The organism is Pantoea sp. SM3640 (assembly GCF_015654165.1).
In the GTDB taxonomy this organism is placed as follows: domain Bacteria; phylum Pseudomonadota; class Gammaproteobacteria; order Enterobacterales; family Enterobacteriaceae; genus Pantoea; species Pantoea vagans.
Genome location: NZ_CP064872.1, coordinates 3,969,315 through 3,982,368 on the forward strand (window position 1 = coordinate 3,969,315; position 13,054 = coordinate 3,982,368).

The window sequence follows — 13,054 nt, forward strand, 5'->3', positions numbered from 1 at the left end:
CTGCAGGGAAGTTAAGTGTCTTTGCGAAGTCTCAGGGAGCAACAACCACATTATGTAGTCCTGAATGAATCTATTAACGGAGTAAGTTATGGCAGAGCATCGTGGTGGTTCAGGTAATTTCGCAGATAATCCGCAAAAAGCGTCTGAAGCCGGTAAGAAAGGCGGCCAGAGCAGCGGCGGCGGAAACTTCAAAAACGATCGTGAAAAAGCATCAGAAGCAGGGAAAAAGGGCGGCAAAAAGTAATCGCCGCGTCTTTCTCAGCCCAGACCAGCACATGACTGTGGTCTGACACTGATGTGTATGACACTTTGCCCCGTCCTCCCCGAGGTCGGGGCTTGTTTTTTATGCCTGCCAGGCTTTTACAAAAGAAACTGAGCCGTTGAATGACCCGCTAAGCACTGCCCGCCTCCTGGTGTTAAACTTTAGCCATTCTTTCATTTGAGTACGCATCGTCGCTGATGCTGCATAGGGAATCTGGCATGCAACCCTCTTATGGCCGACTGGTAAAGCGTGCTGCGCTGGCCGCCACCATTCTTGCATCTGTGCTGTTAATCGTGAAAATTTTTGCCTGGTGGTACACCGGTTCGGTGAGTTTGCTGGCCTCACTGGTGGACTCGCTGGTGGATATCGCTGCCTCGCTGACCAATCTGCTGGTGGTGCGTTATGCGCTGCAGCCTGCCGACGAAGATCACACATTCGGGCACGGCAAAGCAGAGTCGCTGGCAGCACTGGCGCAAAGTATGTTTATCTCCGGCTCGGCACTGTTTCTGTTTCTGACCGGCCTGCAGCATCTTGCCTCGCCCAGTGAGATGCGGGCACCCGGCGTCGGTATTGTGGTGACCGTTGTGGCACTGAGCTCAACGCTGGTGCTGGTCACCTTTCAGCGCTGGGTGGTGCGTAAAACCCGCAGCCAGGCGATTCGGGCTGACATGCTGCACTATCAGTCGGACGTCATCATGAATGGTGCCATTCTGATCGCGCTGGTTCTGAGCAGCTATGGCTTTGCGCGGGCAGATGCCCTGTTCGCGCTGGGGATTGGCATTTTCATTCTCTACAGTGCGTTACGTATGGGCTATGAGGCGGTGCAGTCATTGCTGGATCGCGCGCTACCGGAAGAGGAGCGGCAGCAGATTCTGACGCTGGCGACAAACTGGCCACAGGTGCAGGGCGTCCACGATCTGCGAACCCGCCAGTCAGGCCCGACTAAATTTATTCAGCTACATCTGGAACTGGAAGACCAGTTGCCACTGGTGCAGGCGCACCGGGTAGCCGATCAGGTTGAGAAGGCGTTGCGCAAAGAATTTCCTGGGTCAGACGTAATTATCCATCAGGATCCCTGTTCTGTGGTACCGTTCGAGAGAGAAGATTCTTTAGGTTTTTAACGTAAATGAATCAAACCGATACGAAAGGAATGACGTAACGCTAACATTGCTGCAAAAAATAGTGAAAAGTTGTCTGACCTGAATCAATTCAGCAGCAAGCCTTTGATATACTATCTGCCATCACATGTCGCGCTAATCGTAAAATGACCTTCAGCAGCGATCGACAGGCAGGATTAACCCTTAGTTTTGAACAATCCAGAGGTTGTCATGATCAAAAAAATTGGTGTATTAACCAGCGGCGGTGACGCCCCAGGCATGAACGCAGCTATTCGTGGAGTGGTTCGTTCCGCGCTGAGTGAAGGACTGGAAGTTTTTGGGATCTATGACGGTTATCTGGGATTGTACGAAGATCGCATGATCAATCTTGATCGCTACAGCGTCTCCGACATGATTAACCGTGGCGGCACATTTCTGGGCTCAGCGCGTTTCCCTGAGTTCCGTAATGAAGATGTGCGCCAGGTTGCCATTGAGAACATGAAAAAGCGCGGCATCGATGCGCTGGTTGTAATTGGTGGCGATGGTTCTTACATGGGTGCTAAGCGCCTGACTGAAATGGGCTTCCCCTGCATCGGTCTGCCAGGCACCATCGATAATGACGTGGCCGGAACGGATTACACCATCGGTTATTTCACTGCGCTGGAAACCGTGGTTGAAGCGATTGACCGCCTGCGTGATACCTCTTCTTCGCATCAGCGTATTTCGATTGTTGAAGTGATGGGCCGCTATTGTGGTGATCTGACCCTGGCGGCGGCGATTGCCGGTGGCTGTGAGTTCATCGTCCTGCCAGAGTTCCCGTATACCCGCGAAGAGCTGGTTGCGGAAATCAAAGCGGGCATCGCCAAAGGTAAAAAGCACGCTATCGTGGCGATTACCGAGCACATCTGCGATATCGACGATCTGGCGCGTTTCATTGAAACAGAGACCAAACGTGAAACCCGTTCGACCGTTCTGGGCCATATTCAGCGTGGTGGTGCACCTTGTGCTTATGACCGTATCCTGGCGTCACGCATGGGCGCTTACTCAATTGAACTGCTGATGCAGGGTTACGGCGGCCGTTGTGTCGGTATTCAGAATGAGAAGATGGTGCATCACGATATCGTCGACGCCATTGAAAACATGAAGCGTCCGTTCAAGCGCGACTGGCTGGACACCGCGAAAAAGCTCTATTAATTCCCCTGCGGGGGTGTGCTGCACAGCATGCCCCGGCATTTTCCTTCTATATTCCCCGCGGTTATAACAGCTTATTTTTAATTCTTTTAGCTCTGTAATAGTTTATGTCACGCTTAGCCCATAACGACATTGGGAGAGTGCGTAATGAACAAGTGGAGTATTGGCGTTACCCTGTTGCTGGCCTCAACCAGCGTGCTGGCGAAAGACATTCAGCTGTTAAACGTTTCCTATGATCCAACGCGTGAGCTGTACGAACAGTACAACAAAGCGTTCAGTGCGCACTATAAACAGGAAACCGGCGACAATGTCGTGGTCCGCCAGTCGCATGGTGGCTCTGGCAAGCAGGCGACCTCCGTGATTAACGGCATCCGTGCGGATGTGGTCACACTGGCGCTGCAATCGGATGTTGATGCCATTGCCGAACGTGGTCGTATTGATAAGAACTGGATCAAGCGTCTGCCGGACAACTCTGCGCCTTACACCTCGACCATTGTCTTCCTGGTTCGTAAAGATAACCCTAAGGGTATCCATGACTGGAGTGACCTGACCAAACCTGGCGTATCTGTGATTACCCCGAACCCGAAAACGTCCGGCGGCGCACGCTGGAACTATCTGGCGGCCTGGGGCTGGGCACTGGATCATAACAACGGCGATCAGGCAAAAGCACTGGCTTACGTCAGAGCGCTCTTCAAAAACGTTGAAGTACAGGATTCGGGTGCACGTGGCGCAACCAACACTTTCGTTGAGCGCGGGATTGGTGATGTGCTGATCGCCTGGGAAAACGAAGCTTATCTGGCCGTTAACAAACTGGGCAAAGATAAGTTCGAGATTGTTACCCCGAGCGAATCGATTCTGGCTGAACCGACCGTGTCGGTGGTCGACAAAGTGGTGGATGAAAAGGGCACGCGTAAAGTCGCTGATGAGTATCTGAAATATCTCTACTCGCCAGAAGGCCAGACCATCGCTGCACAGAATTACTATCGTCCGCGTGATGCTGAAATCGCGAAGAAATTTGCCAGCACCTTTGCGCCAGTGAAGCTGTTTACCATTCAGGACAAATTTGGTGGCTGGGCGCAGGCTCAGAAAGCCCACTTCGCCGATGGCGGCAGCTATGACGAGGTCATGAAACCATAGTGTATTGCGGTCAGCGCGCTCTGCGCTGACCGCTTATCCGCCACTATCACGTCTTTTCTCTTCTCTGCCCAGCCGCCAGTTCATCAGCCCGAATTCCCCGTGACATTCCTTTCTCGCCAGGCGAGGATGCAGGCTGCTAAACCATTCAGGAAGCGTTGTTATGCCGACCAATCGTCGTGCAACCCGCCTGGTTGCCGTTCTGCTGGCGCTGGTTGTTGTGGGGATGCTGGCCGCCGCACTGCATTTCAAAAAGAACAGTGATGCACTCTGGCAGATCGTCAGCGAGAAATGCCTGCCTCATCAGCAAAGCAGCGGAGACCCTGCGCCCTGCCAGCGTGTCGACCAGCCGCATCGCTATGCCATGCTGAAAGATATGAACGGGCCGTTGCAGTATCTGCTGATCCCGCTCGACAAAATCACCGGTATCGAAAGCCCCCGGTTACTGCAACCCGCGACGCCCAACTATTTTGCCCTTGCGTGGCATGAACGAACCCTGCTTGCACAGCGACGCGGCTCACCCATTGCTGATCGGGTTCTGTCACTGGCGATCAATTCACAATATGGCCGCACGCAGAATCAGCTCCATATTCATCTCTCCTGTCTGCGACCCGATGTGCGTCAGCAGCTGGATAAGCTGAAGCCGCAGCTGGGCGGTAAGTGGCAGGAGCTCACGCTGCGTAAGCACCGCTACTGGCTGCGAACCCTGACGGCAGATGAGCTGACTCAGCAGAGTGCCTTTATCCGGCTTGCCGATGAACGGCCACAGGTACGCACAGAGATGGGGAAATATGGGCTGGCACTGGCTGAATTAAGCGATGGGCGACTGGTGTTAATGGCGATAGAGCGGAACTGGCTGCTACTGAACAGTGGTTCGGCGGAGGAGTTGCAGGATCACGCCTGTCAGCTGATTGCGCCCATAAAAAAGGCGGCTTAAGCGCCGCCTCTGACCGGAATGCTAATGCTTAAGCGCTTTTTGCAGCCGCCGCAGCTTTAACGATTACCGCGAAAGCGTCTGCTTTCAGTGACGCACCGCCAACCAGCGCGCCATCGATGTCAGGCTGGGTGAACAGCTCAGCAGCATTCTTATCGTTAACCGAGCCGCCGTACTGAATGATGACCTGTTCTGCGATAGCCGCATCTTTCTTCGCGATATGATCACGGATGAATTTGTGGACGGCCTGTGCCTGAGCAGGGGTCGCAGATTTGCCGGTACCGATGGCCCAGACGGGCTCATACGCGATAACCGCATCTTTGAACGCTTCAGCGCCCTGAGTTTCCAGAACGGCATCCAGCTGACGCGCGCAGACTTCTTCGGTTTTACCCGCTTCGTTTTCTGCTTCGGTTTCACCAATGCACAGCACCGGGACCAGGCCCACTGACTTCAGTACCGCGTATTTCTTCGCGATGAACTCGTCGCTCTCTTTGTGGTAAGTGCGGCGTTCTGAGTGACCGATAATGATATATTTCGCGCCGATATCTTTCAGCATTTCAGCGGAAACTTCACCGGTAAACGCGCCAGACAGGTTAACGTCTACGTTCTGCGCACCCAGTGCGATGTGGCTACCGGAGATGGCGTGTTTTGCCTGCTCGAGATAGAGCGCTGGCGGTGCAATGGCGACGCCACAACCTTCAACGCCAGAGAGTTCCTTGCGCAGACCGGCGATCAGTTCAGCTGTGATCTGCTTGCTGCCATTCAACTTCCAGTTACCCATAACCAGTGGATGTCGCATTCTATCCTCCGCATAACGCGATACATGAAAAATCGCTGCCAGCCGGCAGCGTTGTCTGCCAGACAGTATAGAGATCAAATGTAGTGATGGCTTTGCTTTTCGTCATTTTCAGCCACATCATCAGGGACTCGCGAGCGCCAGTTTGACCGGTTCGACCGCGAAGGTCAGCCCCTTGTCGCCGTTGTCAGCGACCACAAAACGCAGCGCACCGTCGACCTGCGCAAAGTAGGGTAAATCCTTACCTTCCTTCAGCAGACCCTCCAGCTTTTTACGCCCTTCGTCGGCACTTAATCCCGGTACAAAGAAGCGCAGCATGGCGGTCATGTAGGCCAGAGCTTTTTGCTGCGAGGCGCTCTGGTCCGGGCCAGGCAGTGGCAGCCAGGTAATCTGCAACGTCTTGATTTTGCCGGTGCCGGGCTCCAGCGCGGTAGAGGCATAGAGCGTTTCATTGATTTTGCTGGCGGCGCGCGTCAGGTTGCTTTTATCACCCCGGTTATCAATAGCGCGATACTCCGGCAGCATCAGCGCTGCATTGGCAAGATTATATTTTTCGCGAAACTGGCCGATAGTCATATCAAAGGTGGGCGCGCCCGCCAGCAGATAAGGCGCGGTGGGCAACGCATCGGGCCGTTCCGGCGGTGGCGGATCGGCGGCAAAGACCGGAACCGTCAGCGCAAACGATAACAGCAGTGCGCCAGGCAAATTCTTCATTTTGTCGATCCTAACCCGTAAACTCAGGCGCAAATTAAAACGGTTTTTATCCGCGAGGTCAAAAGCGCGGCGGTTCTCTTATCTCTGGATGATAATGCATGACGTTACAACAAGGGTGTTTTTCCTGGCGCGGCCGGCTGGGACGACGTGATTTCTGGATCTGGCAGGCGGTCTGGTTGCTGACCACGACACTTTTATTCGTCTTAGCAGCAAACGACTGGATTGATACCCAGATGGCGGCCTTTGGCGTGGTCTGCCTGCTGTGGCCCGCCAGCGCGGTTATGGTTAAACGGCTGCACGACCGCAACCGACGCGGCTACTGGGGATTTCTGGTGATTCTCGCCTGGCTGCTGGTGGCGGGAAACTGGAGCATGCTGGCGGGTGTACTGCCCTGGCTGCTGGGCCGCGCCATTCCGTTTATGCTGATAGCTGGCCTGCTGCTCGATCTCGGCGTCTTTCGCGGTACCCCCGGCCCTAACCGGTTTGGTACCGCGACGCAGCCAGTGCGATACCGGCAAACGGCTCACCAGTAATGTTCACTGGTGATATGGCCCGGCTTACGCTTCAGGTGTTTGCGCATCTCGCGCGTCTCTTTCAGTAACTGCTGCGTATCACGCACCATCTGCGGGTTGCCGCACAGCATCACATGGCTGCTGTCGGCATCCAGCATTAATCCGGTGGCACGCTCCAGCTCGCCATTTTCGATCAGCGCCGGGACCCGGCCCGTCAGCGAACCGGGGATCGCTTCGCGACTCACTACCGTCTGGATGTGCAATTTACCGTGATAGCGCTGCTGCAGCTGCTGCATCATCGGCAAAAAGCTCAGGTCAGCCGCATAGCGCGCAGCATGCACCAGCACGATGTTTTCAAAGCGATCCAGCCCTTCGCCCTGCTGCAGCATCGACAGGTAGGGACCAATCGCGGTGCCGGTTGCCAGCATCCATAAGGTTTTGCACTCCGGGACTTCATCCAGCACAAAGAATCCCGCAGCTTCTTTGGTGACCATCACCTGATCGCCCGGCTGAAGTGCCTGCAGATGCGGACTCAGCTTGCCGTCTGGCACCGTAACCAGATAAAACTCCAGCAGGTCATCTTTCGGCGCATTAACGTAGGAGTAAGCGCGCTGCACCCGCTCACCGTCGATTTCCAGCGCCAGCTTGGCAAATTGCCCGGCGATAAAGGGATCGATGGGCGCTTTTACCCGGAGACTAAACAATGCATCAGTCCAGTTTTTGACTTCCTTTACTTCACCATTGACCCACTCAGCCATAATCACTCCCTGGTTGTTGATTATTCAGGCAGGTCACTATTTTCGCGACTCGCCGGTGAGATTGCCAGCCTGCGCCCTGGCAAAGGCTCTAATCGACAAACTGTTGCTTTGTCTTTACAGGCTGGCGCATAAACTTGACAGGCGCAAGCCGGGACCTTTTCGCTTACCTCTCGCTTTGTCATCTAATCCTGATATTTTGCCCGCCATAACAAGATGACTGGCGGGTGAACCGCTGTTTTAACCTCCTTTCACAGAAAGAAATTTTGCATAATCATGATTAGTAAACTGGAAAATCGCCCACTGCTGGTGATGCTCATTGTGCTGGTGGCTGTCGGGCAGATGGCACAGACTATCTACGTCCCGGCGATGTCGGTGATGGCGGACGCCCTGAATGTGCGGGATGGCGCGCTGCAGCGAGTGATGGCGGCCTATCTGATGACCTATGGCGGATCCCAGCTGATCTACGGTCCGCTGTCAGACAGCGTGGGCCGTCGTCCGGTGATCCTGGCGGGCATGATGATCTTTATGATCGGCGCAATCACGGCTCTGATGGCGACATCACTCAATATGCTGGTGCTCGGCAGTGCTATTCAGGGGCTGGGAACCGGCGTGGCAGGCGTGATGGCCCGTACCATGCCGCGCGATCTCTACGAGGGTCACGCGCTGCGCCGCGCTAACAGCCTGCTTAATATGGGCATTTTGGTCAGCCCGCTGCTGGCGCCGGTGATTGGCGCACTGCTGACCCAGCTCTTTGGCTGGCACGCCTGTTTTGCCTTTCTGCTGCTGCTCTGTCTGGCGGTGACCGGTTCCATGGCGCGCTGGCTGCCGGAGACCCGGCCGCAGAGTGCAGAAGTGACCCCTTTCTTTAAACGTTATGCCCGCCTGCTCAGCGACGCGAATTTCGTCCGCTATATTGTGCTGCTGATTGGCGCGCTGGCCGGGATTGCGGTCTTTGAGTCGAGCTGTGGCGTTCTGCTGGGCGGCGTGCTCGGCCTGCACAGCCTCACCGTCAGCATCCTGTTCATCCTGCCGATTCCGGCTGCGTTCTTTGGTGCCTGGTTTGCCGGGCGCGAGCAGGGTTCATGGCACAGCCTGATGTGGTGGGGTGTGAATAGCTGCCTGCTGGCGGGCATTCTGATGTGGATCCCGGCGTGGTTCGGCGTGATGAATATCTGGACGCTGCTGGTCCCCGCCGCGCTGTTCTTCTTTGGTGCCGGTATGCTGTTTCCGCTGGCGACCTCAGGCGCGATGGAACCGTATGCGTGGCTGGCGGGTAGCGCGGGCGCACTGATTGGCGGCATGCAGAATCTGGGATCGGGGCTGGTGGCGTGGCTCTCAGCCATGATGCCGCAGCGCGATCAGTTCAGCCTTGGCATGCTGATGTTCTTTACCGCGCTGGTGATGCTGCTCTGCTGGTTGCCGCTCTCACGTCAGCCGGAGCGCGGCAACCAGCCGGTTACAGGATAAACGGATGGAGCGCCGGATCTTTACGGTCAAGATAGTGAATCGACTGGATGCGGCGAATGGTGCGTGATTTACCGCGAATCAGCAGCGTTTCGCTGGTGGCAATATTGCCCTGACGCGTAATGCCTTTCAGTAGTTCGCCACTGGTAATGCCGGTGGCGGCAAACACCACGTTGTCGTTGCGCGCCATCTCACTCAGCGTCAGCTTTTTACCCGCTTCAATCCCCATCTCTGCACAGCGCTGCAGCTCCTGCTCACCGAGCCGACGGTTTTCAGCGCTGTCGCCTTTCACATGATGACGTGCCAGCAACCGGCCCTGCATATCGCCGTCCAGTGCACGGATCACCGCCGCAGAGACTACGCCTTCCGGTGCGCCACCAATGCCATACATCACATCCACTTCGCTGTCCGGCATGCAGGTCAGAATCGAGGCGGCGACGTCGCCATCCGGGAAGGTAAATACCCGCACGCCCAGCTGCTGCAGCTGGCTAATCACCGCATCGTGACGCGGCTTTGCCAGAATCGATACGGTCAGCTGCGACAGCGGCTTGTTCATCGCTATTGCGATATTACGCAGGTTGGTTTCCAGCGGCAGGTCAAGGTCGATCGCACCATGCGCTGCCGGACCGACAATCAGCTTCTCCATGTACATGTCAGGGGCGTGCAGAAAGCTGCCTTTATCGCCGACGGCCATCACAGCCAGTGCGTTAGCCTGGCCAAGCGCCGTCATGCGGGTGCCTTCAATCGGATCAACAGCAATATCGACCGCATCGCCGCGACCGGTACCGACTTTTTCGCCAATATAGAGCATCGGCGCTTCGTCGATTTCGCCTTCACCGATCACAATCTGACCGTCAATTTCAATGGAGTTCAGGACATGACGCATGGCATGGACTGCCGCACCGTCAGCCGCATTTTTGTCGCCGCGTCCTAACCAGTGATAGCCTGCCAGGGCGGCAGCTTCGGTTACGCGGGAAAATTCAATGGCAAGTTCTCGTTTCATGGCATCTACCTGACAAAAAACCGGCAGGCAGTGTAACACAGCGGGGCAGTGGGGCGGGGAAAAGGCCCGCGACGGCCAGCGTCGCGGGCACAGAGATTACTCCTGGTCTTCCCACGCCTGTGCGCGGGCAACCGCTTTTTTCCAGCCGGCATAGCGGAAGTTACGCTCGGTGGTTTCCAGGCTTGGACGGAACTCACGCTCAATAACCGCTTTAGCGCGCACTTCATCCAGATCCTGCCAGAAGCCGACAGCCAGACCCGCCAGATAGGCAGAACCCAGCGCGGTGACTTCACGCACTTCCGGACGCTCAACACGGGTACCGAGGATGTCAGCCTGGAACTGCATCAGGAAGTTGTTGGACACCGCACCACCATCCACACGCAGCGCCTGCAGGCGGGTGTTGGCATCGTTCTGCATCGCTTCAAGCACGTCACGCGTCTGATAAGCGATCGACTCCAGCGTCGCGCGGATGATGTGGTTAGAGTTTGCGCCGCGCGTCAGACCGAAGATTGCGCCACGGGCATACGGGTCCCAGTAAGGTGCACCCAGGCCGGTGAAAGCAGGCACCATGTAAACGCCGTTGGTGTCTTTCACTTTCATTGCGAAGTATTCAGAGTCAGCCGCTTCACTGATCAGCTTCATTTCATCACGCAGCCACTGAATAGAGGCACCACCGATGAATACGGCACCTTCCAGCGCATAGTTCACTTCACCGCGCGGGCCACAGGCGATAGTGGTCAGCAGGCCATGGGTCGAGGTCACCGCTTCAGTACCGGTGTTCATCAGCATGAAGCAGCCGGTGCCGTAGGTGTTTTTCGCCATGCCAGGCTGTACACACAGCTGGCCATACAGCGCGGCCTGCTGGTCACCGGCAATACCGGCGATAGGAATACGCGTACCGCCTTTACCACCGATGTTGGTCTGACCGTAGACTTCAGACGAAGATTTCACTTCCGGCAGCATTTCACGCGGGATATCCAGGATATCCAGCATGCGCTGATCCCACTCCAGCTTGTGAATGTTAAACATCATGGTACGTGAGGCGTTGGTATAGTCGGTGATGTGAACGCGGCCCTGAGTCATTTTCCAGACCAGCCAGGTATCAACGGTACCGAACAGCAGTTCGCCACGTTTTGCACGCTCACGTGAGCCTTCAACGTGATCCAGGATCCACTTCACTTTTGTCCCGGAGAAGTAGGGGTTAATCACCAGACCCGTCGTGTGCTGGATATACTCTTCCAGGCCCTCTTTCTTCAGTTTGTTACAGTAGTCAGCGGTGCGGGGATCCTGCCAGACGATGGCGTTATAGATAGGTTTGCCGGTCTCTTTTTCCCACACGATAGCGGTTTCGCGCTGGTTAGTGATACCGATAGCCGCAATCTCATCAGAGCGGATGTCGGCATGGGCCAGCACTTCCACCAGCGTAGAGCTTTGTGAAGCCCAGATATCCATTGGATCATGCTCAACCCAGCCCGCTTTCGGGTAGATCTGAGTAAATTCGCGCTGCGATACCGCAACGATATTGGAATCGTGGTCGAGAACGACAGCGCGTGAGCTGGTTGTGCCCTGATCGAGCGCGACAATATATTTTTTATCTGTGGTAGTCATAAATTCAGTCCTGATGATAAAAGGTGAAACTTACGCTTTACGCTGCTGAGCGCGTGCAACCGGTTTGTCTGCTGGAATTTTTGCAGGTTCTTTAGCGGCACCTGGCAGGTAGCGGCCAATCAGGGTGCGATAACCGACTGCACCCAGGCAGGCACCGACCAGCGGGCCAAAAATAGGGACCAGGAAGTAAGGAATATCTTTACCACCTGTGAAGGCAACGTTACCCCAGCCAGCGAAGAAGGCGAACAGCTTAGGTCCGAAATCACGTGCCGGGTTAAGAGCAAAGCCGGTCAGTGGACCCATTGACCCACCAATGACCGCGACCAGCAGACCGATTAACAGCGGTGCCATCGGCCCACGCGGTACACCGTTGCCATCGTCGGTCAGTGCCATAATCACTGCCATCAGCACGGCAGTAATCACCATCTCGACCAGGAACGCCTGACCTACGCTGATGTGAGGGTTAGGATAGGTTGAGAAGATACCCGCCAGATCCAGACTCTGAACCGTACCGCGTACCATCTGATGACTTTGTTCGTAATCGAAAAAGAGGCTGTAGTAGAGGCCATAAACCAGCGCGGCCGCGCAGAATGCCCCGGCAATTTGCGCCAGAATAAACGGCACCACTTTACGGCCTTCGAAGTTGGCAAACAGGCAGAGCGCAACCGTAACGGCAGGGTTCAGATGCGCACCTGATACCCCAGCGGTAAGATAGACAGCCATTGAGACGGCTAAGCCCCAGATAATGCAGATTTCCCACTGACCGAAGGCGGCACCGGCGAGTTTCAGTGCAGCCACACAGCCTGCGCCGAAGAAAATAATCAAGCCTGTCCCCAGAAATTCGGCAATACACTGACCTTTGAGCGTGTTAGTTGTCTGACTCATAATAGTGGTTCCTGAAGCGAGGTTAAATTTTATCAGTTTTTGTTCTCAGTCCATGAGGCACCCAGCTTTTATGTAGGGCTGATGTGAATTTATCGTTAACGAACATAAACGAGAAATAGCGAAATCGTTTTTTGTGTACTGTGTCATAAAAATGCGCGTTTTCGCGTATTCTGGCTTTCTTAAGCCATTATTCGCGCCTCATTACAGCGATAACGGGCCAGTGCCGGAACGCAGCTTCAGTAAGCGCAGCGTAAATTCAGGGATTGGCTGAAAAGTGTTACAGACTACGCCCGCAAAGGCCGCGTTGCTGGACTTGCGGGGTGAGGCTACATACAATCGGGACAACGTTGCTGGCTTAAGCTGGCATCATCAACGCCTTGCAGGAATTTAGGAGAGGTCAGAAAGATGTCATTTGAAGTGTTTGAGAAACTGGAAGCGAAAGTACAGCAGGCGATTGATACCATCACCCTGTTGCAGATGGAAATCGAAGAGCTGAAAGAGCAGAACAACTCACTGCGTAACGATGCGCAACAAGTCGCGGGCAACCACGATGCGCTGATGCGTGAAAATCAGCACCTGAAAGAAGAGCAGCACGTATGGCAGGAACGTCTGCGTGCCTTGCTGGGAAAAATGGAAGAGGTTTGAAGCCTCAGCTGATGTGAAAAACGGGTGCTCAGGCACCCGTTTTCATGTCTG

Annotated in this window: 14 protein-coding genes; 8 read left to right on the top strand and 6 right to left on the bottom strand. The window is 55.2% G+C overall.

All coding sequences use genetic code 11. The annotated features are described in order from the left end of the window. Nucleotides 1–88: 88 nt before the first annotated feature. The 5 genes from IV493_RS18355 (at nucleotide 89) to IV493_RS18375 (ending at nucleotide 4,621) form a co-directional block, all read left to right on the top strand. Nucleotides 89–244, top strand: coding sequence for a general stress protein (locus IV493_RS18355; RefSeq protein ID WP_010258211.1), 156 nt, complete (start codon nucleotides 89–91; stop codon nucleotides 242–244). A 236-nt stretch (nucleotides 245–480) separates the two neighbouring features. Further along, complete coding sequence (gene fieF / locus IV493_RS18360; protein ID WP_195857563.1) at nucleotides 481–1,383, top strand: CDF family cation-efflux transporter FieF; 903 nt, start codon at nucleotides 481–483, stop codon at nucleotides 1,381–1,383. Between the two features lie 207 nt (nucleotides 1,384–1,590). Next, nucleotides 1,591–2,553 carry a 6-phosphofructokinase gene (pfkA, locus tag IV493_RS18365; protein ID WP_003851263.1) on the top strand — a complete coding sequence of 321 codons (963 nt, stop codon included), beginning with the start codon at nucleotides 1,591–1,593 and terminating at the stop codon, nucleotides 2,551–2,553. A gap of 144 nt (nucleotides 2,554–2,697) precedes the next feature. Beyond that, nucleotides 2,698–3,687, top strand: a complete 990-nt coding sequence (locus tag IV493_RS18370; protein WP_013359480.1) for a sulfate ABC transporter substrate-binding protein — start codon at nucleotides 2,698–2,700, stop codon at nucleotides 3,685–3,687. Nucleotides 3,688–3,847: 160 nt separating this feature from the next. Then, nucleotides 3,848–4,621, top strand: coding sequence for a CDP-diacylglycerol diphosphatase (locus tag IV493_RS18375; protein WP_195857564.1), 774 nt, complete (start codon nucleotides 3,848–3,850; stop codon nucleotides 4,619–4,621). 28 nt (nucleotides 4,622–4,649) lie between these two features. Here IV493_RS18375 and tpiA read toward each other — a convergent pair whose 3' ends face one another. After that, nucleotides 4,650–5,417, bottom strand: coding sequence for a triose-phosphate isomerase (gene tpiA / locus IV493_RS18380; protein WP_010258199.1), 768 nt, complete (start codon nucleotides 5,415–5,417; stop codon nucleotides 4,650–4,652). Between the two features lie 120 nt (nucleotides 5,418–5,537). Further along, complete coding sequence (locus IV493_RS18385; protein ID WP_095706507.1) at nucleotides 5,538–6,128, bottom strand: DUF1454 family protein; 591 nt, start codon at nucleotides 6,126–6,128, stop codon at nucleotides 5,538–5,540. A gap of 98 nt (nucleotides 6,129–6,226) precedes the next feature. Here IV493_RS18385 and IV493_RS18390 point away from each other — a divergent pair, with 98 nt between their 5' ends. Continuing rightward, nucleotides 6,227–6,661 carry a DUF805 domain-containing protein gene (locus IV493_RS18390; protein WP_013359476.1) on the top strand — a complete coding sequence of 145 codons (435 nt, stop codon included), beginning with the start codon at nucleotides 6,227–6,229 and terminating at the stop codon, nucleotides 6,659–6,661. Here the strand turns inward: IV493_RS18390 and fpr are convergent. Next, nucleotides 6,652–7,398 carry a ferredoxin--NADP(+) reductase gene (gene fpr / locus IV493_RS18395; protein WP_195857565.1) on the bottom strand — a complete coding sequence of 249 codons (747 nt, stop codon included), beginning with the start codon at nucleotides 7,396–7,398 and terminating at the stop codon, nucleotides 6,652–6,654. The genes IV493_RS18390 and fpr overlap by 10 nt on opposite strands. Before the next feature lie 273 nt (nucleotides 7,399–7,671). On the opposite strand from fpr, the gene emrD reads away from it, so the two are divergent. Then, complete coding sequence (emrD, locus tag IV493_RS18400) at nucleotides 7,672–8,865, top strand: multidrug efflux MFS transporter EmrD (protein WP_147789959.1); 1,194 nt, start codon at nucleotides 7,672–7,674, stop codon at nucleotides 8,863–8,865. Here emrD and glpX read toward each other — a convergent pair. The 3 genes from glpX to IV493_RS18415 form a co-directional block, all read right to left on the bottom strand. Further along, complete coding sequence (gene glpX / locus IV493_RS18405) at nucleotides 8,855–9,865, bottom strand: class II fructose-bisphosphatase (RefSeq protein ID WP_013359473.1); 1,011 nt, start codon at nucleotides 9,863–9,865, stop codon at nucleotides 8,855–8,857. The genes emrD and glpX overlap by 11 nt on opposite strands. Nucleotides 9,866–9,961: 96 nt before the next feature. Further along, nucleotides 9,962–11,473: a glycerol kinase GlpK gene (gene glpK / locus IV493_RS18410; RefSeq protein WP_013359472.1), complete on the bottom strand. Its 1,512-nt coding sequence runs from the start codon at nucleotides 11,471–11,473 to the stop codon at nucleotides 9,962–9,964. Nucleotides 11,474–11,503: 30 nt separating this feature from the next. Beyond that, nucleotides 11,504–12,358 (bottom strand): MIP/aquaporin family protein, encoded by an 855-nt coding sequence (locus tag IV493_RS18415; RefSeq protein ID WP_013359471.1) that lies wholly within the window; start codon nucleotides 12,356–12,358, stop codon nucleotides 11,504–11,506. A gap of 405 nt (nucleotides 12,359–12,763) precedes the next feature. On the opposite strand from IV493_RS18415, the gene zapB reads away from it, so the two are divergent. Beyond that, on the top strand, nucleotides 12,764–13,003 hold the full coding sequence (gene zapB / locus IV493_RS18420) for a cell division protein ZapB (protein ID WP_003851242.1): 240 nt from the start codon (nucleotides 12,764–12,766) through the stop codon (nucleotides 13,001–13,003). Nucleotides 13,004–13,054 lie beyond the last annotated feature (51 nt).